Origin of the sequence: Rhizobium sp. BK098 (assembly GCF_014193155.1) — a bacterium.
Classification (GTDB): Bacteria; Pseudomonadota; Alphaproteobacteria; order Rhizobiales; family Rhizobiaceae; genus Rhizobium.
Genome location: NZ_JACHYY010000005.1, coordinates 323,542 through 346,164, shown reverse-complemented (window position 1 = coordinate 346,164; position 22,623 = coordinate 323,542). Strand labels below are relative to the sequence as shown.

Below are 22,623 nucleotides of genomic sequence, written 5' to 3'. Positions count from 1 at the left end.
GGCTTCAAACTGCAATGGCGCAAGTTGATGATCCCTTTCGCGGCACTCTGTCAACCGCCCTTCACAGAGTCATGAAAACCTCTGTTGACGGGTCGATTCCGCCAATTTCTCGCCGATGAAGCCTGTTTTTCATCAACATCGCCGTTTTCGGCAAGTTTTTTCAAAAAAACCGACCAAAATCAGTCCGAAACGAACCAAATTCGCATTCTTTTTGCCAGTTTTTTCGCTAAACCTTCTGCTACTGTCGTCAAAGTTCGAAAATCGGGAGGAATTTCATGGCGCCCAAGACTAATCCGAAACGGGAAAAACAGATCGAGGCGGCACGCAAGATTGCGGCTGCGACAGGCGAGGCACATCTCGATCCCGAAATCCTGTTTGGCCGGGCGAGCAATGACGACATGGAGCTTTACAGCCCGGAGATGCTGGCACTTGCCGCGGCGCATGCGGCCAAGGAGCTCGCAGCCTGGAGCGCCACGTCCCCCCGCGTCAGCATCGAGCAGATCGGCGGTATCGAACCCGATGGTGTTGCCGTCTCGATCCTTTCGATCACCGACCACAATATGCCCTTCCTTTATGAATCGATCATGGGCGAAGTGACCAGCAGCTATCGCGATCTCTATATGGCGGTGCATCCGATCCTGGTCATCGAGAAGGGCAAGCAGCCGAGCCTTTATTCCGCCGATCGTCCGAGCGATCCGGCCCATCGGGTCAGCCATATCCAGCTTCATCTCTCGCCCCTGACGACAGCTCAGGCGACCGATCTGGCCAAGCGGATCCAGACCGTGCTCGATCAGACGCATCTTGCCGTTTCCGACTGGAAGCCGATGCTGTCGCGCCTCGATACCGTGATATCGGAACTATCAACCTATGAGGCTGCCGGCCGCCGCAAGAATGATCGCGATGAGGCGCTTGCCTTCCTTGCCTGGCTACGCGACGGCAATTTCACCTTCCTCGGCATGCGCGAATATGTCTATTCCGGCAAGGGCGCCAACGCCAAGGTCGAGCGGGATCGCGGTACCGGCCTTGGCATTCTCTCCAATCCGGATGTTCGCGTTCTCCGGCAGGGCAAGGACGCCGTCACCACGACGCCGGAAATCCTCGCCTTCCTCGACGGCCCGGATTTCCTGATCGTCACCAAGGCCAACGTCAAGTCGATCGTCCACCGCCGTGCCTATATGGATTATGTCGGCGTCAAGCGTTTCGATGCTGATGGCAATGTCACTGGCGAGCTGCGCATCGTCGGCCTCTTCACATCGACGGCGTATACGAGCGCTGCCACCGAAGTGCCGTTGCTGCGCTCGAAGGTGCAGAAGGTCAAGGATCACTTCGGCTTCGATCCCACAAGCCACTCGGGTCGCACGCTCGAAAACACGCTGGAATCCTATCCCCGCGACGATCTCTTCCAGATCGACACCTCGTTGCTGGCAAGCTTCGCCGAGCAGATCAACGACCTGACCGATCGGCCGCGCGTACGCGTTTTGCCGCGCATCGATCATTTCGACCGCTTCGTCTCCGTTATCGTCTATGTCCCGCGCGAGGAATATGATTCCGTCGTTCGTGAAAAGATCGGCAATTATCTGAAGACCGTCTATGACGGCCGCGTGTCCGCCTATTACCCCGCCTTCCCGGAAGGCGGAGTGGCGCGCGTGCATTTCATTATCGGCCGCAGCGCCGGAAAGACGCCGCATGTTCCGCAAGCCAAGCTCGAAGAAGCGATTCGCGCCATAACAGCCCGCTGGGACGAACGCTTTGCCATGCTGGCAGGTCCAAAGGCGCCGAACATTTCCGTCAGCCAGGCCTTCCAGGAAGCCTTTTCGCCGGAAGACGCCTTTGCCGATCTGCCCGATATCATTGCCACGGCCGGCACCGAGCCGATCCGCATCGGCTTCTATATTCGCAAGGATGAAGCGGGTGATATTCTCTCGCTGAAGATATTCCATGGCGGCGGCAACCTGGCGCTGTCGCGCCGCGTGCCGCTGCTCGAAAATCTCGGTTTCAACGTTATCAGCGAGCGCACCTTCGATATCTACGTCACGGCCAAAGACGGCTCGACCGGCCATGTCGTCCTCCACGACATGGAACTCGAAACCCGCAGCGGCATGACGATCGATCTCGCTCGCCACGGCGCTGCCCTTGAAGAAGCCTTCCTCGCCGCCTTCGGCGGCACGATCGACAATGACGCTTTCAACCGGCTGATCGTCTCTGCCGATCTCTCCGCTCGCGAAACCAACGTGTTGCGCGCCTATTCTCGCTATCTGCGCCAGGCCGGTATTGCCTATTCGCAGGATTATATCGCCTCTACCCTGGATAAATATCCCGGGATCGCCGCCTCGCTCTTCCGCCTGTTTCACGACACGCTCGATCCGAAGCTCAGCGACAAGAGCCGCACGAAGAGGCTCCCGGAACTGCATGCTGCCATCGAAACCAAGCTTGCCGACGTACCGAGTCTCGATGACGACCGCATCCTGCGCCGTTACGTCAACGCCATCGACGCAACACTGCGCACCAATTACTTCCAGAAAAATGCGGACGGCACGCCTAAGGCCATGCTTGCCTTCAAGCTCGATCCGAAGCTGCTCGACGGCCTGCCCGAACCCCGGCCCTTCCGTGAAATCTTCGTCTACGGCGTCGAGGTGGAAGGCGTGCACCTACGCTTCGGCAAGGTGGCGCGCGGCGGCCTGCGCTGGTCGGATCGCGCTGAAGACTATCGCACTGAAGTGCTGGGCCTCGTGAAGGCGCAGCAGGTCAAGAACGCCGTCATCGTGCCTGTTGGCGCCAAGGGCGGCTTCTATCCGAAGAAGCTCCCGGTCGGCGGCAGCCGCGACGAGATCTTCAATGCCGGCCGCGAAGCTTACAAGACCTATATCCGCACGCTGCTGTCGATCACGGACAACATTTCCGGCGCCGATATTATCCCGCCGGCCGATACGGTCCGGCTCGATGGTGACGACCCCTATTTCGTCGTCGCCGCCGACAAGGGCACGGCCACCTTCTCCGACACCGCCAATGCCCTGGCGCAGGAAGCCGGCTTCTGGCTCGACGATGCCTTTGCGTCAGGCGGCTCGGCCGGCTACGACCACAAGAAGATGGGCATCACCGCCCGCGGCGCCTGGGAAACCGTGAAGCGCCACTTCCGCGAGATGGACATCGACATCCAGACGACGCCTTTCAACGTCGTCGGCGTCGGCGACATGTCCGGTGACGTCTTCGGCAACGGCATGCTGCTCTCTCCGAAGATCCGCCTGCTTGCCGCTTTCGACCATCGTGACATCTTCATCGATCCCGATCCGGACATGGACAAGACGCTCGCCGAGCGGCAACGCCTATTCGATCTGCCGCGCTCGAGCTGGCAGGACTTCGACAAGTCCGTTCTGTCGAAGGGCGCGATGATCATTTCCCGATCGGCAAAATCGGTCACGCTGACGCCGGAGGCGGTCGCAGCCATTGGCATCGACAAGTCGGTCGCAACCCCCTTCGAGATCATGACGGCGATCCTCAAGGCACCTGTCGACCTCCTGTGGTTCGGCGGCATCGGCACTTACGTCAAGGCGCCGTCCGAAACTGATTCGGAAGTCGGCGACCGCGCCAACGATCCGATCCGCATTACGGCTGAGGAAGTCCGCGCCAGGGTCATCGGCGAGGGCGCCAATCTCGGTGTTACGCAGAAGGGCCGCATCGCCTATGGCCTGAAGGGCGGGCGCTGCAACTCCGACGCCATCGACAACTCCGCCGGCGTTAACACTTCCGACGTCGAGGTCAACATCAAGATAGCGCTTGCCAACGCAATGCATGACGGCCGGCTGACCCGCGCCAAGCGCGATACGCTGCTTGCCTCCATGACCGACGAGGTGGCTTCGCTCGTCCTGCGTAACAACTATCTGCAATCCCTGGCGATCTCGCTGACCGAGCGCAAGGGCACCGGCAACGGCCTGGAACTCAGCCGCTTCATGAGCGTGCTGGAAGCGGCCAAGCAGCTCAACCGCAAGGTCGAGACCCTGCCCGACGACCAGACCTTCGCCGAGCGTTATGCCAACGGACGTCCGTTGACCCGCGCTGAAATCGGCGTGCTGCTCTCCTACGCCAAGATCGTTCTCTTCGACGCGATTGTCGCCAGCACCTTGCCCGACGACCCCTATTTCGCCGCCACGCTCAGCCGCTATTTTCCGGCCAAGATGCAGCGTTCGAACGCCACCGATATCGAAAGCCATCGCCTGCGCCGCGAAATCATCGGCACGGCGCTTGCCAACGAAGCGATCAATCGCGGCGGACCGGGCTTTGCGGTCAGCATGATGGATGCGACGGCGGCATCGGCTGCCGAGGTGGTGAAAGCCGCCGTCATCGCTCGCGACGGCTTCGACCTCGACCGGCTCTGGAACGAGACGGATGCGCTTGATGGTAAGGTCGGCGGCCAGATGCAGAACCGCGTCTATGGCGAGATCACCGAAGTCTATACCGTGTTGACGCGGCTCCTGCTGAAGACTGGGGCCGCCAAGGGTGAAATCGAGGAAACCGTTAGCCGGCTTCGCGCAGCTTTGAAGAAACTGCGACCTGTCTTCCTGACGCATATTCCGGCGGATTTTGCCGCGGAGATCGCCACGCGCGAAGCGGAATATCAGGCTGCTGGCCTGCCGGAAAAGCTCGCTTCGGAGATCGCGACGATCTATGCGCTCGTCCTCGTGCCGGAGATCATGCAGATCGCCGAGCGCACCGGCGATACGCTGAACCGGGCGGCCGAAAGCTACTTCACCGTCTCTCAAACCTTCCGCGTCGGCCGCCTGTTGCTGGCCGGCAGCCGGATCGTGACAGGCGATCACTATGAGAGCCTCGCCTTGGCACGCAGCCTCGATCAGATCGCCGGCGCCCGCCGCGATATCGTCATCTCCGCCTTGTCCAACCATCCGAAGGACAAGCAGCCGGTTCAGGCATGGCATGCGGAAGACCGTATCCGTATCAATCGCATCGCCGAAGAGCTCGGCGGCCTCAGCGAAAGCGGCGATCCAAACCTCGCCCGCATCACCGTCGCCGCCGGCCTGCTTAGCGATCTTGCGAACGGCCGGGCAAGATGACACAGTCCGCCCCGACCGCTTGATGCGGTAACGGAATCAGGGGCAGGATCTGGTGGCAACCGAAGTTAGCAATGACGTGCCGGCAAAAGTGCCGGCACGCGGCATCTGGGGCTGGATGTTCTTCGACTGGGCGGCGCAACCGTTCTTCACCGTCGTCACCACCTTCATCTTTGGCCCCTATTTCGTCGCGCGGCTGACGGCGGATCCCGTCTCCGCCCAGACGACATGGAGCAATATGGCGACGATCTCCTCGGTGATCATCGCCATTCTCTCGCCGGTTCTCGGCTCGATCGCCGATCAATCCGGCGCCCGCAAACCGTGGATCGGCTTCTTCGCCATCATCAAGATTGCAAGTCTCTTCTGCCTCTGGGGCGCAGCCCCCGGGTCGCCCGTTATCTATCCTGTCATTTTCATGATCCTCGCTTCGATCTCGGCCGAATTCTCCATTGTCTTCAACGATTCGATGATGCCACGGCTGGTCGGCAAGGACGATGTCGGCAGGCTGTCGAACGCCGCCTGGGGGCTCGGCTATCTCGGCGGCATGATCGTGCTGATCACGGTCGTGACCCTGCTCGCCGGTAATCCGCAGACCGGAAAGACCATTCTCGGCCTGACACCTCTCTTTGGTCTCGATGCCACACTCGGCGAGGATGCCCGCATCACCGGACCGATCTCGGCCGTATGGTATTTCATCTTCATTCTGCCGATGTTCCTCTTCACACCGGATGCCGCACGCGGCCTGCCGCTTGGCGCCGCCGTTCGCTCGGGCCTGCGTGAGCTATCGGCGACCTTGGGCGAACTGAAGCGCCGGCGTGGCATCAGTCTCTTTCTCATCGCCCGCATGATCTACCAGGATGGCGTCAACGGCCTGCTTATCCTCGGCGGCACCTTTGCGGCCGGCATGTTCGGCTGGGCGACGATCGAGATCGGTATCTACGGCATCATCCTCAATATCATAGCCATCTTCGGCTGCTTTGCCGCTGGCTATGTCGATCGCTGGCTGGGCTCCAAAACGACAGTCGTCATCAGTCTGACGCTGCTGCTGGTCGCCACCTTCGGCATCATCTCCACAGGCCCCGGCTTCACGCTCTTCGGTCTTGTGCCTCTCTCCACCGTCAGCTCCGGCGGCCTGTTCGGCACCGCGGCGGAAAAGGCCTATATCGGCTACGGCCTGCTGATCGGCATCGCCTTCGGCCCCGTGCAGGCTTCCTCGCGCTCCTATCTCGCCCGCAGCGTCAGCCTCTCGGAGGCCGGCCGCTATTTCGGCATCTACGCACTCTCCGGCCGCGCCACGAGCTTCATGGCGACCCTATTCTTCTCGCTGGTGACCTATTGGAGCGGTTCGGCCCGCCTCGGCATGGCGACGCTCGTCATCTTTCTCGCCGGCGGATTGCTGCTTCTGCTCCCAACGCCCTATCCGGCTGATAAGGCGAAGTAGTCAAAGAAAATCCCGGCTGGTGAACCAGCCGGGATATACAATTTTTTAATGTGGTATATCCGCCGATCAATGGCGGAAATGGCGCACGCCGGTGAAGACCATTGCGACATTGTGCTCGTTGGCCGCGTCGATCACTTCCTGGTCGCGCATCGAGCCGCCGGGCTGGATGACGGCCGTAGCGCCCGCCGCGATTGCCGAGAGCAGACCGTCGGCAAAAGGCAGGAAGGCTTCGGAAGCGACGGCGGAGCCGCGCGTCAGCGGCTCGGCGAGCCCCATGGCCTTGGCGGCTTCCTCGGCCTTGATGGCGGCGATCCGGGCGGAATCGACACGGCTCATCTGCCCCGCGCCGATGCCGGCCGTCTGGCCGTCCTTGGCGTAAACAACAGCATTCGACTTCACGTGCTTGGCGACGCGGAAGGCGAACTTCATGTCTTCCAGCTCCTGCGCCGTCGGCGCGCGCTTGGTGACAACCTTGAGCTCCATATCCTCGACCAGCGCGTTGTCGCGGTTCTGCACGAGCAGGCCGCCCGAGACGGTCTTGGCGGTAAGGCCAGCTGCACGCGGATCGGGCAGGGCGCCAACCGAGAGGAGGCGGAGATTCGGCTTGCGGGCGATGATCGCCTTGGCTTCCTCGGTGACGTCAGGCGCAATGATGACCTCGGTGAAGAGCTTGACGATCTCTTCCGCCGTTGCGGCGTCGAGCAGGGTGTTCAGTGCGATGATGCCGCCGAAGGCAGAGGTGGAATCGCAGGCGAGCGCGCGCTTGTAGGCTTCGACAAGGCTCGGGCCGGTGGCGACGCCGCAAGGGTTAGCATGCTTGATGATCGCGCAGGCCGGACCTTTTTCCGGCAGGAATTCGGCGACGAGCTCATAGGCGGCGTCGGTGTCGTTGATGTTGTTGTAAGATAGTTGCTTGCCCTGGATGAGCGTTGCCGTGGAAACGCCGGGGCGGTTTTCGCCGGTCAGGTAGAACGCCGCCTTCTGGTGCGGGTTTTCGCCATAGCGCATTTCCTCGCGCAGAACCCCGCCGATGACGCGATGGCGTGGCGTGGCAATATCGAGCGCTTCGGCAAACCAGTTGGAGATCATCGCGTCATAGGCAGCGGTGCGGGCAAAGGCCTTGGCGGCCATGCGCTTGCGGAAATCATAGGTCGTCTGGCCTGCATCGGCGGAAAGCTGTGCCAGCAGCTCGGTATAATCGGCGGGATCGGTGAGCGTCGTCACATAGGCATGGTTCTTGGCCGAAGCACGGATCATCGCCGGGCCGCCAATGTCGATATTCTCCACCGTCGTCGGATAGTCGCCGCCCGCCTTGCGCACGTCCTCGAAGGGATAGAGGTTGATGACGGCAAGATCGATGCCCTCGATACCGTGCTCCTTCATCGCAGCCTGATGCTCGGTATCGTCACGGATGGCCAGCAGGCCGCCATGCACCTTCGGATGCAGCGTCTTGACGCGGCCGTCCATGATCTCCGGAAAATTCGTCACTTCCGACACGTCGGTCACAGCAAGGCCAGCCGCAGCAATCGCCTTGTGTGTGCCGCCGGTCGATAGCAGGCGCACGCCCTGTTCGCTGAGCGCACGCGCCAACTCGACGATGCCAGTCTTGTCGAAAACGGACAGAAGTGCGGTTTTCACCTTCACCTTGTCGGGAGCGGGAATTTTCTTGGAAACGACGGCCATGGGCTTTCTCCTGTCTAGCATAGGGAGATGTGGCGTCCGGCAAAAAGGGCGCGGGACGGATAATGCCGCCCCGTTAGCATAGCTCACGCGCTTAGCCTATGGCCGATGCGATAAAAACCAGCGGATTTCCGGCTTTTCCGTGATCCGGAAGACGATCTCGAGCTGATCGGAAGAGCGCATACCCGAGGGATCGGCAAAGAAGATATCCTCCGCCACAAGCACCTCGTTGCCGGGCGAGGAGAAGACCCAGGTTTCTCCGTCCGGCGCGATCAGCAGCGCGGAATCCGTTTCCGTCTGCAAAAGGCTGATGGAAGGGTGGATATGGAAGCGGGCCGAAGCAATGCCCTGACCCTTCGGCTTGTTCTTCTTGCCCTCGGGCACGAAGAAGCGATCGCGGCCGGCGACGATCGTGCCGCTGGCATTGAGGCTGATTTCCCGCTCATGGACATAGCCGAAGGTGGAGACATAGCCATCATGCGCGGCGCGCACATAGTCGCGCCCGTCTTCGGTCTCGGCCCGCTCGACGATGACCTTCTTGATGCCGCTGACCATGATTGGCCCAAGCGATTTCGATTTGGAAAACTGGCAGGAGGAGGTGTCATTGAGCGTGACGGTGGAATGCGCCGCAGTCGCCCGCGCCGCCTGCATGAAGCGATCGCCTGCGAATTCGGGCGCGCCGGAATTGATGATGAAGCGCGTCTTGCCCGACGACATCTCGAAGGAGAGACAGCCGGCATGCGCAGTGCGGCTGAGATCCGTTGAAGCCGCAGCCCCGGCATCGATGATGACAACGGCCGAACCGGCCGCCAGCCGGTGATATCTGGTATGCGGCAGCGCCTTGAAGGCCTGACCGGCCGTCTCGTCATAGCGCAGCACCGACATTAGCTCGTTGGCGAGCGTCGATGTCGCGCCGTTGAACAGGGCCAGATCGCCATCCTGGTGGCGGAAGAAGCGCAGTGCCGGATACATGCGATCGATGCCAGGGATCAGCCGCACCGGCACGTCGTGGCCGAGATTGACATAGGTCTGGCGCAGCGGCAGCAGATCGAGCAGCAGCTCCAGCGATGCGCGCGGATTGCGGGAAATGTGGCCCCCATCCTGCAGGATTTGCCGGTCTATCTCCCGGTCGAGCGCCTGCCCCGCCCGCTTCAGCGTCAGCGAACTGCTCGGCATGGCGACCGAGGCCATGGCAAGCGCGATGCGCACACGAAACCGGGTGATGCCATCCGGTGACGACGCAACGGTCCGGCGCAGAAAGCGCACGTGGAAAACCAGCATGCGCATGAAACGGCGGTAAAAACCGCTATCCGTGCCCTGCAGAAGCACGGGCGAATGCGACAGAAGCGCGATCAGGCGCTGCGCCGCTATATCGGGCGACCAGGCAAGGCCATGCAGCCGGCGGCCGTGAACGGCAATCCAGTCGGTGAGGATCGATCGCGCCGCGGATGAGGCCTGATCGCTCTTTTCCGCTCGCAAATGCCGCAGCCAGCGAAAATTGTGCAGTCGGGCGGCAAAGGCCAGCGATGGCAATTCGAGTGAAAAAGGCGATTCGCCCTGTGTTTCCAAGACCCGTCCAGCCAGCAGGATGCGGCCGTTCAGAAGTTCTTCGACGAAAAAGGGATCGACGCTGCGCAGATCGGTGGGTGCCACGATCAGGCGTTCCGGCACACGCATCGTGTGGCGGGTGAGACGCAATCGCGTCAACGCCGCGCGGCGGGACATCCGCCGCCATGCTTCCCGCATATATGAACTCACAAAACCCTGCCGCAGAACTGCATATGTGCTTCTGCTTACTCTCATTGGCCGTGGTTAAAAAGAGGTTACAAATATATCAATTAGGGACATATTCGCCGGTTTTTTAACCGCCCGGTAAAAACGATTCGAGGCGGAGATTAATAGGTGCGGCGAAGCACGACGGCAAAGAAGCCATCGAGACCGGAAGCAAAGCCATCGGAAAGCGGCAGCATGTCCGGCGTGGTGCGGAAGGCGCCAAGCGCCGATATCGCCGCTTCCAGACCCGGCCAATCGCCCGCTGCGACCGGGACTCGTTCGACATTCTGCGTGTCTGCCAGCAGACGCGCGACCAGATCCTCACCCTCTTCGGGATCGAGCGAGCAGTTGGAAAACACCACCACGCCGCCCGGCTTGACCAATGTCAGGGCATGGCGAAGCAGGCGCTCCTGCAGAGCGGCGAGCTTGGCGATATCCTCCGGCCCCTTGGTCCAGAGCACGTCCGGATGGCGGCGCGTCGTTCCTGTCGAGGAGCAGGGAGCGTCGAGCAGAGCGGCGTCGAAAAGCTCTTCGGGCTGGTATTTGCTCATATCGGCAACGACGGTTTCGGCCTCGAAGCCTAGGCGCGCCAGATTGCCGGACAGTCTCTTCAGGCGATTGGCGGATTGATCGAGAGCCGTCACCTTGGCGCCGGCGAGAATGAGCTGCGCCGTCTTGCCGCCGGGCGCTGCGCAGAGATCCACCACGCGCTTGCCGACCAGCGAACCGAAGAGCTTTGCCGGAATGCTGGCGGCAGCATCCTGAACCCACCACTCGCCGTCATCGAAACCCTCCAGCGAGGGAATGGACCCTTCGAACGCGGCAAGCCTTACCCCCCCGGTCGGCAGCACTACGCCATTCAGGCGTTTTGCCCAGCCCTCAGGATCGGATTTGACCGTGAGGTCGATCGCCGCCGGCTCGAGCTGCGTGTTGGAGATCCTGAGCGCCGCAGGGCCGCCATAGGCAGCTTCCAGGCGAGACAGGAACCAGGCCGGCATGGCCGGCACCTTCGCGATTTGCTCAAGAATCTCCTGCTTCTCGCGGCCAATGCGGCGGAGGATCGCGTTGACCAGCTTGGCGAAGCGGCGGTTGCGGGGATCGCGGTTGGCCTGCTCAACGGCAAGATCGACGGCGGAGTGATCCGGCACGTCGAGATAAAGGATCTGCGTCGCACCGACGACAAGCACGTGATGCAGGGCGCGGGCGCCTTCCGGCAGCGGCGAATCCAGCAGCGACGATATCGCCGCCTCGATGCGCGGCAGGTGGCGCAACGCGCTATTCAAAATGGCTCGCACCAAAGCCCGGTCGCCATCACTGAGCGTCATATAGGCGGCGCTGCCGCCTTCGACATCCAGCATGCCGTCGAGCGAGGTTTTGCGGTCGAGCACGGCTCCCAGGATCTTCGACGCAGCCGCGCGGGCCGCAAGGCCCGGCTTCGGCGGTGACGTATCAGGCTGTCGCGTTGGCTGCGGCGGCTTGCCCGATCGTTTTCCGTCTCTGTTGGAAGCGTTGTTTTTCGTGTCAGAACTCAAGACCAGGGACCCTTCGGCGGTTGCGAACCACCGCGACCCGTATTCGGTACGGAGCGCGATTTGCGCCCCGGATTAGCAGTGAAGGACGGTCCCGTCGAGGCAAAGTCGGAAGATGGGCCAGAAGACGGCGTCATCGGCGAGGCGCCACCATCGCCGTAACGGGCCAGTTCATGCAGCGCGGCGATGCGGTTTTCCGTGTTCGGGTGGGTGGAAAACAGGTTGTCCATGCGCTCGCCGGAGAGCGGATTGATGATGAACATATGCGCGGTCGCCGGATGGCCTTCGGCCTCTTCGTTCGGAATATGCGCCGCACCGCGGGCGATCTTGCCGAGGGCGGAGGCGAGCCAGAGCGGATTGCCGCAGATTTCGGCGCCGCGGCGGTCGGCCGAATATTCGCGCGTACGGCTGATCGCCATCTGCACCAGCATGGCAGCCAGCGGAGCGACGATCATGGCGACGAGAACGCCGACCATGCCGAGCGGATTGTTGTTGTCGCGACGGCCGCCGAAGAAGAAAGCGAAATTGCCAAGCATTGAGATGGCGCCGGCAAGGGTCGCGGTGATCGTCATGGTCAGCGTGTCGCGGTTCTGGACGTGGGCAAGTTCGTGGGCCATCACGCCGGCCACTTCCTCCGGCGTCAGCGCGTGCAGCAGGCCGGTGGAAGCGGCAACGGCGGCGTTTTCCGGATTGCGGCCTGTCGCGAAAGCATTCGGCTGCGGACTGTCATAGAGATAGACCTTCGGCATCGGCAGGCCGGCATTGCGGGCGAGATCTCGGACGATACGGTAGAATTCCGGCGCGCTGCGCTCGTCTACCTCCTGCGCTCCGTAGGTGGAGAGCACCATCCGGTCCGAATTCCAGTAGGAAAAGAAATTCATGCCAGCGGCGGCGACCAATGCGATCAGCATGCCCGATTGACCGCCGATCAGATAGCCGACGCCCATGAACAGGGCGGTCATGAAGGCAAGCAGCATCGCGGTACGCATGAGATTCATCGAAAGGTCTCCAACACATCTGGCGTCCGAACCTTTTTCTTTGCGGCCGGACGCACTATGATTTGGCTATTCCTCCGCCTAATTCAACGGTTCCGGACCGATCAGATCATGCAGACAGCCGATAACGACAATAAACTCGACACCGAAACCGGTGAAATCACGCGCAAGCCGCTCTCGCCTGCGGCCAAGCGAGCGCTCGCCGAAGCTGAGGAACGCCGCAAGGCGCAGGAAGCTCAAGCACAGGCCGAACTTCCCCCCGAAATCGGCGGCCGCGGCGGCGCCGACCCCGCGCGCTTCGGCGATTGGGAGATCAACGGTCGGGCGATCGATTTTTGAGACACCCGAATCATTTGAGACATCCGAATCACCGGACCAAGTAACCATTTGGACAGCACCATATCTGGTATCTATGTTGAAATGATTCACAGGGCATCATTAAACATTAATACGCTGATATAATTATGTTATTTCTGAAATAATCACTGATCCGGAAATTCGTTATTTAGCGTCATCTTGACTCACCACGATGAATTCCAGTTAATTTACTGGTGCAAACAACAAAGCCGCCACCCCCGGCCAAGGAAAGTGACGGCTTCAATTGTTTGCATCCCGCAATGACTGATGTCAGGGCGCGGGCGCGGTATACATTGCATTAGTATTGAGTCAGAAAATTCTGCCGCGGTCAACCCTGACATCTTTTTTAAATGAAAGGATGCCAGATAATGGCAACACGCACCTACCCATCCTATTGGATGTATAAAGATAATCGCAATGAATGGCGTTGGACCTATGAAGCTTCTAACGGCAAAACTATTGCCGTAAGTAGCGAAGGGTACATAAAGCGCACCGACTGCGAGCGTAGCATCGATATAATGAAGGGCTCTTCAGGCAGCCCAGTATGGTTGCCGGTGGATCTCGTAAACGCCGCCTAAGCAATATAGACGCTGCGTCGCTGGAACGACGCGGCGTTTTTAGTTTTAAGCCGCGTCCGGCTTGTTCTGCCTGTTGGCGATCAGATCATCGACGACGGCCGGATCGGCGAGCGTCGAGGTATCGCCAAGCGCGCCGAAATCGTCCTCGGCGATCTTGCGCAGGATGCGGCGCATGATTTTGCCGGAGCGGGTTTTCGGCAGGCCGGGCGTGAACTGGATCTTGTCCGGCGAGGCGATCGGGCCGATTTCGGTGCGCACATGCTTTACCAGCTCCTGCCGCAGCGCTTCGGTGCCTTCCATCCCGACCATCAGTGTTACATAGCAATAAATGCCCTGGCCTTTGATGGAATGCGGATACCCGACGACGGCGGCTTCCGAGACATGTTTGTGCGACACCAGCGCCGATTCCACTTCGGCCGTGCCGAGGCGGTGGCCAGAGACGTTGAGCACGTCATCGACGCGGCCGGTGATCCAATAGTAGCCGTCCTCGTCTCGGCGGCAGCCGTCGCCGGTGAAATACTTGCCCTTGTAGGTGGAGAAGTAGGTCTGGATGAAGCGCTCATGGTCGCCATAGACAGTGCGCATCTGGCCGGGCCAGCTGTCGGCGATGACGAGATTGCCGTCGGCCGCCCCTTCCAGCACATTGCCTTCATTGTCGACCAGCTCAGGCTGCACGCCGAAGAAGGGCAAGGTGGCGGAGCCCGCCTTCAGGTCGGTTGCGCCCGGAAGCGGCGTGATCATGTGGCCGCCGGTTTCCGTCTGCCACCAGGTATCGACGATCGGGCAGCGGCTGTCGCCGACCACCTTGTAATACCATTCCCAGGCTTCCGGATTGATGGGCTCGCCGACCGTGCCAAGGATACGCAGGCTGGAGCGCGAGGCGCGCTTGACGAAATGATCGCCGGCGCCCATCAGCGAGCGGATCGCTGTCGGCGCGGTGTAGAAGATATTGACCTTATGCTTGTCGATGACATCCCAGAAGCGGCCCTGGTCCGGGTAGTTCGGCACGCCTTCGAACATCAGCGAGGTCGCGGCATTCGCAAGCGGCCCGTAGACGATATAGGAATGGCCGGTCACCCAGCCGACATCGGCCGTGCACCAGTAGATATCGCCGGGGTGATAGTCGAATACATATTCATGCGTCATCGCTGCATAGACGAGATAGCCGGCCGTCGTGTGCAGCACGCCCTTCGGCTTACCGGTTGAGCCGGAGGTGTAGAGAATGAAGAGCGGGTCTTCCGCCTTCATCTTCACCGGCGGGCAATCCGCCTTCACCTTGGCGATTTCCTCGTGATACCAGACGTCGCGGCCGTGCTCCCAGCCGACCTTGCCGCCGGTGCGGCGCACGGCGATCACCGTCTTGACCGCGACCTCTTGCTTCGCGGCGATCTGAGCGGCCTTATCGGTGTTTTCCTTGAGCGGGATCGACTTGCCGCCACGCACACCTTCATCGCAGGTGATGACGACGCTCGAGGCGCAGTCGACGATGCGGCCGGCAAGCGCTTCCGGCGAGAAGCCGCCGAAGACGACCGAATGCACCGCGCCGATGCGGGCGCAGGCGAGCATCGCATAGGCGGCTTCCGGGATCATCGGCATGTAGATGGTGACGCGGTCGCCCTTTTTGACGCCGTGTTTTTTGAGCACATTCGCCAGCCGGCAGACTCGGTCGTAAAGCTCGTTATAGGTGATCTTCTTGTCGATATAGGGATTGTCGCCTTCCCAGATGAAGGCGACGCGATCGCCGTGCTTCTTCAGATGGCGGTCGATGCAATTATAAGAGACGTTGGTGACGCCATCCTCGAACCATTTGATCGAGACCTTGCCGGTGAACGACGTGTTCTTCACCTTGGTGAAGGGCTTGAACCAGTCGATGCGCTTGCCGTGCTTGCCCCAGAACTTGTCGGGATCCTGAACACTCTGCTCATACCATTTCTGGTACTTCGCCTTGTCGATCAAAGCATGCGCCTTGGCCGCCTTCGTCACAGGATGAACCTTCTCCGACATCACTTCCTCCTCAACTCCCTTGCACTCCGATTTGTCGTTGTGAGTGCTCTTTCCGTGCAATAAATAGCAGGTCAAACTACGACAGCAATTGGACAAAGTGCATTTCATGCGCAAAGAATTGCAATTACGCGACACTATCGCTATATAGGGCCGTATTTCCCGGACAATGTGGTGTTACACCCCGGACCGCGACACCGGCGCGGACTGACAGAAGGACTATATCCATGGCTCAACAATTGCTCATGCCGAAGGCAACTGCCATCTGGCTTGTCGACAATACGGCCTTGTCATTCGACCAGATCGCGCAGTTCTGCAAGCTGCATCCGCTCGAAGTGAAGGCCATTGCCGACGGCGAAGCAGCACAGGGCATCAAGGGCCTCGACCCGATCTCGACCGGTCAGCTGACCCGCGACGAAATCGCCCGCGCCGAAGCCAACCCGAACCACAAGCTGAAGCTTTCCGAGCCGAAGGTCCGCGTGCCGGAATCCAAGCGCCGCGGCCCGCGTTACACGCCGGTCTCCAAGCGCCAGGATCGCCCGAACGCCATCCTGTGGCTGGTGCGCAACCATCCGGAACTGAAGGATGCGCAGATTTCCCGCCTGGTCGGCACCACCAAGTCGACGATCGAGCAGATCCGCGACCGCACGCACTGGAACGCAGCCAATCTGACACCGATGGACCCGGTCACGCTCGGCCTCTGCAGCCAGATCGACCTCGACATGGAAGTCGAAAAGGCCTCCAAGGGCCGTCCGCTGCCGACCGCCGCCGAGCTCGGCGCTACCCTGCAGCCGGCTCAGGAAACCGAAAAGCTCGGCTTCAGCTATGAGCGTGAAGAAGAGAAGGAAAAGGAAATCGATGCCGACGCCGTTTTCGCTAAGCTGAAGTCGCTGAAGTCGACCAGCCGCGACGACGAAGACGACGACCAGTTCTAAGATCCCACGATCGGATTGTTGCAAAGCCCCGGCTTTCGACCGGGGCTTTTTGCGGTGAAACGGTTGCCATCGGCCGAAGTGCGGGGTAATCCAATATCATGAAAAGCTTTCCCGACACCCTTCTGAACGGTTATCGCAACTTCATGAGCGGGCGTTACGTCGATGAGCGCGAACGCTACCGCACTCTCGCCGAGCTCGGCCAAAACCCATCGACCCTCGTGATTGCCTGTAGTGACTCCCGCTCGGCGCCGGAGATCATCTTCGACGCGGGGCCTGGCGAGCTCTTCGTCATCCGTAACGTCGCCAATATGGTGCCGCCCTACGAGCCGGACAGCAATTTCCATGCGACTTCGGCAGCGCTCGAATTCGCGGTTTTGTCGCTGAAAGTGTCGGATATCGTCGTCATGGGTCACGGCCGCTGCGGGGGTATCCGCGCCGCGCTTGACCCCAATGCCGAACCACTATCGCCGGGTGATTTTATCGGCCGATGGATGGGATTGCTGAAGCCGGCGGCCGAGCAGATCCAGAGCAACGACATCATGACGCAGACCGAGCGTCAGACGGCTCTGGAGCGCATCTCGATCCGCAATTCGCTCGACAATCTCCGCAGTTTTCCGGAAATCAAGGCGCGCGAGGAAGAAGGCAAGCTTAATCTGCACGGTGCCTGGTTCGATATTTCGACCGGCGAACTCTGGGTCATGGACCCGGCGACGCGCGATTTCATCCGCCCTGAGATTTAAGGGGCTTGAGGTTTAAAGGACTGGCCGCCTGATGGGGCGGCAGGTGGATCAGACGAAAAAGGCGCTGCGGACCATCTGGTCGCAGCGCCTTTTTTGATTCATGAGATCAGACTTACTTGCCGTCGATCTGTTGGCCGATATAGGCGATTGCCTGCTGATAGACCTTTGCGTCGTTCCAGCCGGCTATAGCGGAGAAATTGGGCTCGCCGGGCTGGTATCCGGCGCCCGGCTGCCAGCCATGGCCGCGCAGGAAATTGGCGGTCGAGGCGAGTGCGTCTGCTCGCGATCCCACAAGATCGACCCTGCCGTTGCCATCTTCATCGACGCCGTAGAGGACCACGTTCTTCGGCATGAACTGCGTCTGGCCGATTTCGCCATGGGCAGCGCCTCGGGCTGATGGGCTGAGATAGCCTTCGCCGACGAGCTTCAGGGCGGCGTAGAGCTGCTCGGTAAAGAATGCGGAACGACGGCAATCATAAGCAAGGGTTGAGACCGCCGAAAGCGTATGCTGGTCGCCCATATAGCTGCCGAAGCCGGTTTCCATGCCCCAGATCGCGATGATCGGGCCTGGGGGAACGCCGAAACGCTTCTCGATCTTGGCAAACAGTGCAGCATTGGCCTGCTTCATGCCCTTGCCACGATTGATGATCGTCTGTCCCCCGCGCTTCTTCATGAATTCCTCAAAGGAAAGCTTGAAGCTCTTCTGGCCGCGGTCGGCACGGATGGTGGGCTGGTTGTAATGAACGTCGGCGAAGGCCCTGTCGAGGGTGGATGGGCTGACACCCTGTCCCTGCGCTTCCCGCTTGAATTCCTGCACCCAGTTCTCGAATCCGGCGGAAGTGTTACCGCAAGAGGCGGCATTTGCCGCAAGCGGCATTCCCAGCAGCAACCCGCCCGCCACGAGAGCTGCCATTCCAGATTTTGTGAAGCGCATTCAGTGTCCCCGAATTCTTACCGCGATGCGAACGCGGTAACCGTTTTCAATGGCGCGCAAACCCTTGGAAGCCAAGGGATCACACGCGTTTAGTCGTCACCGGACCATGCCAGCATCCGGCCATCATGTCATCATATTTTAGCGCGTGATATTTTCGTTGCATTTGAAACATCGCCGCCAAAATCATTCAAAAAAGCCCCGCCGTTTATCGAAATGGCGAGGCTTCTGTTCTATCCTGCTTACCCAATGAGGATTGACAAACCGTAAATTGGTTTACAGATCCTTATGCAGCCTGCTTGCGCGGCTTGATCAGCCCACGGTTGACGAGCAATTCGGCGATTTGAATGGCGTTGAGCGCGGCGCCCTTGCGCAGGTTGTCGGAGACGACCCACAGGTTGAGGCCGTTTTCGACGGTCGCGTCTTCACGGATGCGCGAAATATAGGTCGCATCTTCGCCGGCGGATTCGTACGGCGTGATGTAGCCGCCGTTCTCATGCTTGTCGATGACGAGGCAGCCCGGAGCTTCGCGAAGGATGTCACGGGCCTGATCGGCAGTGATCTCGTTCTCGAATTCGATGTTGACCGATTCCGAATGGCCGATGAAGACAGGCACGCGGACAGCCGTGCAGGTGACCTTGATCTTCGGGTCGAGCATCTTCTTGGTTTCGGCCAGCACCTTCCACTCTTCCTTGGTGTAGCCGTCTTCCATGAACACATCGATGTGCGGGATGACGTTGAAGGCGATGCGCTTGGTGAACTTCTTGTTCTCGATCGGGTCGGCGACGAAGACGGCGCGGGTCTGGTTGAAGAGCTCGTCCATGCCGTCCTTGCCGGCGCCGGAAACCGACTGGTAGGTGGAAACGACGACGCGCTTGATCTTGGCGAAGTCATGCAGCGGCTTCAGGGCCACGACGAGCTGCGCGGTCGAGCAATTCGGGTTGGCGATGATGTTGCGCTTGGTGAACTGCGTGATGGCATCCGGGTTTACTTCCGGAACGATGAGCGGCACGTCGGCGTCGTAGCGCCAGGCGGAGGAGTTGTCGATGACGACGCAGCCCTGGGCGCCGATCTTCGGCGATACCCTCTTGGAAACGTCGCCGCCGGCCGACATCAGGCAGATGTCTGTGTCGGAGAAATCGTAATTCTCCAGGTTGGAAACCTTCAGCGTCCGATCGCCGAAGGACACTTCGGTTCCCTGCGAGCGGGCCGATGCGAGTGCCACGACCTCATCGGCCGGAAAGCCGCGTTCGGCGAGGATATTGAGCATTTCACGGCCGACATTCCCGGTCGCGCCCGCTACTGCAACTTTGAAACCCATTTCTCAAGCTCTCTTTCTCTTCTCTCCTCTTGGGCGAGGGGGGAACCGCGGCCATCGGCGACGGGTCCTGTCCCCGGCCGGGCCGGGGAGAGAGCGGCAGGCCAGAGACGTCAGACGGTTTTCGTCGTCGTTTTGGCCTTGGTTTTGGAAGAAACCGGAAAATAGACATCCCGCCCGGCACATTGCGCCAGGTGACTGAAGCTATCGAGCTGTTCGAAGCGAACCATGGAAGTCTTCCTTTTCCGTCGCCGGTTCTAAGATGTTTTCCACAGGAGTCAAGGATTTCCTCGCTTGCATCGTTGCCGGAGCGAGGAAATCGGAGGCGTCGAAACCGGCCTTCATCATGTTCGAAGGTGCGCCGTTTCAGTATCAGCGGTTGGACTTGCGTGTGGTTTCAAACAGGAACCAGGTGCGGCGCTCGGTCTCGTCAATCCAGTTTTCCAGAAGGCTGGCTGTGGCGACATCGCCGTACTCGTCGCAGACGTCGTGGACGGCCCGCATTTCGGCGGAAAGCTTCAGATTATCGTCCGCCAGCTCGGCGAGCATGTCCTGTGGATCGACATATTCGGCATCATTGTCCGGGATGCGCTGCAGCTTGGCGATCTGCCCGATCGACCGCAGGGTCGTTCCGCCGAGCTTCCTGGCACGCTCGGCCATCGGGTCGGTCATTGCGAAAATCTGTTCGCCCTGTTCGTCGAGAAGCAGGTGATAATCGCGGAAATGCGGTCCGCTCATATGCCAGTGAAAATTCTTGGTTTTCAGATAGAGGGCGAAGACATCCGCCAGCAGGGCGCTCAAGGCCGCGGAAATATCGCGCGTCGCCTCCTCGCTGAGATTGGTGCGCGTACCCAATTTCGATTTGGTGTTGGCGGTATTCATAAAGACGTCCTCCGTTTGTTGTTCACGACAGCGATCGCCGGCGGATCTTTAGGGGGATTCGATGACATCAGCTGCTGCGCGGGATCGCATTGAAGACAGGATTGTTTTGAAATTTCACAGTCGAAATGTCGCTTCGCGGCATGGCCAACTGCGATGCTTAGGCGGAAAACCCGAACATATTCATTAAATAGGAAATTGAGGTGGTTTGGCAATTGCTTGCTAATGTATTGGCCGGGCGCGCGGTTGTGTCGCGCCCGGCAAACCGCCCTCCTCTCGGATGGCAGTATCGCGAATAGCGGCTACTTCAGGCCACCACCGACATAGAGGGTTTCGCCGGTCACCCACGCGGCATCCTGCGAGGCGAGGAAGACGGCGACCGGGGCGATATCGGTTGGCTGGCCGAGACGGCCGAGAGGTGTCTGGGAGACGAGATGCTTTTCAAAATCGCTGCCGATGATACCTGCGGCAACGACGCCTTCGGTCTCGACACCGCCCGGTGCCAGATTGTTGACGCGGATATTGCGTGGACCGAGTTCCTTGGCGAGGATCTTGGTGATGGAATCGACGGCGGCCTTGGTCGCCGTGTAGACGGAGGCAGTCGCCAGGTTCATGCTGACGGCGTTGGAGCCGATGTTGATCACGCTGCCGCCCTCAGGGCCGAACTGTTTCACCGCCTCTTGCGTAGCCAGCAATGTGCCCAGGACGTTGATATTGAACTGGCGATGGAATTCCTGCTCGGTGAATTCCTCGATCGGGGCGAATTGATAGACGCCGGCATTGTTGACGAGGATATCGACGCGGCCGAAGGCCTGCTTCGCTTCTGCAAAGAGGCGTTTGATGTCCTCTGACTTGGAAACGTCGCCGTGGACGGCGAGCGCCTTGCCGCCCTTGGCGGTGATATCGGCTGCCACCCTGTCGGCGCCTTCTCGGCTCGAGGCGTAGTTGACGACAACAGCCGCGCCCGCTTCGCCCATCGCCTTGGCGATGCCGGCGCCGATACCCTTGGATGCTCCGGTCACGATCGCGACCTTGCCTGCCAGTTTGCTCATGTCATTTTCCTTTGAAAAACTTAGACAGTCTTACAATCATCGAATCATTTGGCGCGTGCGACCCGAAAACCGATCGCACCGTCACTTTGATATTTAGATAACCATCTAATTGATACAAGAGCGGTGAGAAGAAATGCTGATGGCGTGGATGGAATCGTCAGATCTTGGAAAGTTCCGCCATATAGGCGTTCAGAGTATCGCGGCGCAGCACGAGATTGGCGAATTTGCCTTCGCGCTGGATCTCGATAAGGCCGGCATTCTCCAGCTCCTTGATATGATGCGACATTGTCGCGGCGCTGACGGCATGGCACTCGTTCAGGAGGCTGCAGGGCATGGGTTCGCTCCGTGTGCCGATCTCCTTCAGGATCTGCACGCGTCGCGGCTCGGCAAGTGCCCGGGAGATCAATCCCATCTGCCTTTCGCTCAAACGTATTGGCCCGGCATCCATGGTGTTCATCGCAAACGGAAACAAAATCGGGTTGACCGGCTTCGATCATCCCCATCCTGCCAGATATATGAATGCGCGAGAGCCTTGGCAACCTTTGCGATGCAGCCGCGGCGGGCTCAGGAATCGGTCTGGCGCAGCCTGCTGCTTTTGAAGAACGGCAAGCGCGGCGTCGGCCAACCGGCGGCGTCGATGCGGAAGAGCAGGCCGTAGCGTGAATAGACGATGGCTATCATGAAGGAAAACCAGCCGCCGAGCGCTAGGCCGGCCATGACGTCGCTCGGATAATGCGCGCCGACCATGACGCGGGTGATCGCCAGCCATAGGGCGCAAGCAGCGAAGATATAGCGATAGCGCGGAAACAGGAAGGCAAGCGCCACGAACAGGGCGCCGATGGTGGTCGCATGGCCGGAGGGGAAGCTTTCGAAGCTGGCACGGCCATTAAAAGGCGAGAAGCCAAAAGGCCCCCAATCGGCAAAATGCGTCGGGCGGGCGCGGCCGATGGCACGCTTCAGCAAATTGGCGAGGATGCCTGAAAGCGCCACGGTTGTCAGGAGATAGCCGCCGATCTGACAGATGCGCAGTGCCTGGCAGCGACAGCGCTGCGAATGCAGCAGCTTGCTGCCTGCCCAACCTTCGAAAAACAGGAAGGCGCTGATGAGAAGGATCCATCCGGAATCGCCGAAATCGGTCAGCATTCCACCGACGAAGCGAATGGAGGGCGATAGGCTTTTAAGGGTGGCGCCGACAGGTCCATCGAACAGGAGAGCGGAAAGAAGGACAATATTGGCTGTCACAAAAAGGCAGAGTTTCCAATGGGATGGTGCAAAAGCTGCATCGCTTCGCCGCCAACGCCTGTCGAGAGACGTCAAGATCGCCTGCATAATCAATGCCTATGTCGATTTC

At 60.1% G+C, this 22,623-nt stretch carries 17 protein-coding genes; 6 read left to right on the top strand and 11 right to left on the bottom strand.

Annotated features, from left to right (window positions below):
* Positions 1-275 precede the first annotated feature (275 nt).
* Positions 276-5,066 (top strand): NAD-glutamate dehydrogenase, encoded by a 4,791-nt coding sequence (locus FHT73_RS16035; protein WP_183712907.1) that lies wholly within the window; start codon positions 276-278, stop codon positions 5,064-5,066.
* A 49-nt stretch (positions 5,067-5,115) separates the two neighbouring features.
* The gene (locus FHT73_RS16030) at positions 5,116-6,504 is read left to right on the top strand and encodes an MFS transporter (protein WP_183713028.1); all 1,389 of its coding nucleotides are present in this window, start codon (positions 5,116-5,118) and stop codon (positions 6,502-6,504) included.
* 66 nt (positions 6,505-6,570) lie between these two features.
* On the opposite strand, the gene purH is transcribed toward FHT73_RS16030, so the two are convergent.
* The 4 genes from purH to htpX all read right to left on the bottom strand — a co-directional run bounded on the left by purH (position 6,571) and on the right by htpX (position 12,484).
* A complete protein-coding gene (gene purH, locus FHT73_RS16025) occupies positions 6,571-8,187 on the bottom strand; it encodes a bifunctional phosphoribosylaminoimidazolecarboxamide formyltransferase/IMP cyclohydrolase (protein WP_183712904.1) in 1,617 nt (538 codons plus the stop codon).
* A 96-nt stretch (positions 8,188-8,283) separates the two neighbouring features.
* Positions 8,284-9,957, bottom strand: coding sequence for a heparinase II/III family protein (locus FHT73_RS16020; RefSeq protein ID WP_183713025.1), 1,674 nt, complete (start codon positions 9,955-9,957; stop codon positions 8,284-8,286).
* Between the two features lie 122 nt (positions 9,958-10,079).
* The gene (locus FHT73_RS16015; protein WP_183712901.1) at positions 10,080-11,489 is read right to left on the bottom strand and encodes an RsmB/NOP family class I SAM-dependent RNA methyltransferase; all 1,410 of its coding nucleotides are present in this window, start codon (positions 11,487-11,489) and stop codon (positions 10,080-10,082) included.
* Positions 11,486-12,484 carry a zinc metalloprotease HtpX gene (gene htpX / locus FHT73_RS16010; RefSeq protein WP_183712898.1) on the bottom strand — a complete coding sequence of 333 codons (999 nt, stop codon included), beginning with the start codon at positions 12,482-12,484 and terminating at the stop codon, positions 11,486-11,488. The genes FHT73_RS16015 and htpX overlap by 4 nt, the downstream gene beginning before the upstream one ends.
* Positions 12,485-12,592: 108 nt before the next feature.
* Here htpX and FHT73_RS16005 point away from each other — a divergent pair, with 108 nt between their 5' ends.
* On the top strand, positions 12,593-12,820 hold the full coding sequence (locus tag FHT73_RS16005) for a DUF1674 domain-containing protein (protein WP_112338663.1): 228 nt from the start codon (positions 12,593-12,595) through the stop codon (positions 12,818-12,820).
* A 368-nt stretch (positions 12,821-13,188) separates the two neighbouring features.
* Positions 13,189-13,416 carry a DUF1508 domain-containing protein gene (locus FHT73_RS16000; RefSeq protein ID WP_348648388.1) on the top strand — a complete coding sequence of 76 codons (228 nt, stop codon included), beginning with the start codon at positions 13,189-13,191 and terminating at the stop codon, positions 13,414-13,416.
* A gap of 45 nt (positions 13,417-13,461) precedes the next feature.
* Here the strand turns inward: FHT73_RS16000 and acs are convergent, their stop codons facing one another.
* Positions 13,462-15,420 carry an acetate--CoA ligase gene (gene acs / locus FHT73_RS15995; protein WP_183712893.1) on the bottom strand — a complete coding sequence of 653 codons (1,959 nt, stop codon included), beginning with the start codon at positions 15,418-15,420 and terminating at the stop codon, positions 13,462-13,464.
* A gap of 224 nt (positions 15,421-15,644) precedes the next feature.
* On the opposite strand from acs, the gene FHT73_RS15990 reads away from it, so the two are divergent.
* Together FHT73_RS15990 and FHT73_RS15985 are read left to right on the top strand one after the other, a co-directional pair.
* A complete protein-coding gene (locus tag FHT73_RS15990; protein ID WP_106999610.1) occupies positions 15,645-16,352 on the top strand; it encodes a DUF1013 domain-containing protein in 708 nt (235 codons plus the stop codon).
* Positions 16,353-16,450: 98 nt separating this feature from the next.
* Positions 16,451-17,092 carry a carbonic anhydrase gene (locus FHT73_RS15985; protein WP_183712890.1) on the top strand — a complete coding sequence of 214 codons (642 nt, stop codon included), beginning with the start codon at positions 16,451-16,453 and terminating at the stop codon, positions 17,090-17,092.
* 112 nt (positions 17,093-17,204) lie between these two features.
* Here the strand turns inward: FHT73_RS15985 and FHT73_RS15980 are convergent, their stop codons facing one another.
* The 6 genes from FHT73_RS15980 to lpxE form a co-directional block, all read right to left on the bottom strand.
* Positions 17,205-18,026 carry a lytic murein transglycosylase gene (locus tag FHT73_RS15980; protein WP_112606912.1) on the bottom strand — a complete coding sequence of 274 codons (822 nt, stop codon included), beginning with the start codon at positions 18,024-18,026 and terminating at the stop codon, positions 17,205-17,207.
* A gap of 283 nt (positions 18,027-18,309) precedes the next feature.
* Positions 18,310-19,344, bottom strand: coding sequence for an aspartate-semialdehyde dehydrogenase (locus tag FHT73_RS15975; RefSeq protein ID WP_112338628.1), 1,035 nt, complete (start codon positions 19,342-19,344; stop codon positions 18,310-18,312).
* A 369-nt stretch (positions 19,345-19,713) separates the two neighbouring features.
* A complete protein-coding gene (locus tag FHT73_RS15970) occupies positions 19,714-20,223 on the bottom strand; it encodes a DNA starvation/stationary phase protection protein (protein WP_183712888.1) in 510 nt (169 codons plus the stop codon).
* Positions 20,224-20,522: 299 nt separating this feature from the next.
* The gene (locus FHT73_RS15965; protein WP_183712885.1) at positions 20,523-21,272 is read right to left on the bottom strand and encodes a glucose 1-dehydrogenase; all 750 of its coding nucleotides are present in this window, start codon (positions 21,270-21,272) and stop codon (positions 20,523-20,525) included.
* Between the two features lie 157 nt (positions 21,273-21,429).
* Positions 21,430-21,684: a helix-turn-helix domain-containing protein gene (locus FHT73_RS15960; RefSeq protein WP_083258232.1), complete on the bottom strand. Its 255-nt coding sequence runs from the start codon at positions 21,682-21,684 to the stop codon at positions 21,430-21,432.
* A gap of 152 nt (positions 21,685-21,836) precedes the next feature.
* Positions 21,837-22,601 (bottom strand): lipid A 1-phosphatase LpxE, encoded by a 765-nt coding sequence (gene lpxE / locus FHT73_RS15955; protein ID WP_112606908.1) that lies wholly within the window; start codon positions 22,599-22,601, stop codon positions 21,837-21,839.
* Positions 22,602-22,623: the final 22 nt, after the last annotated feature.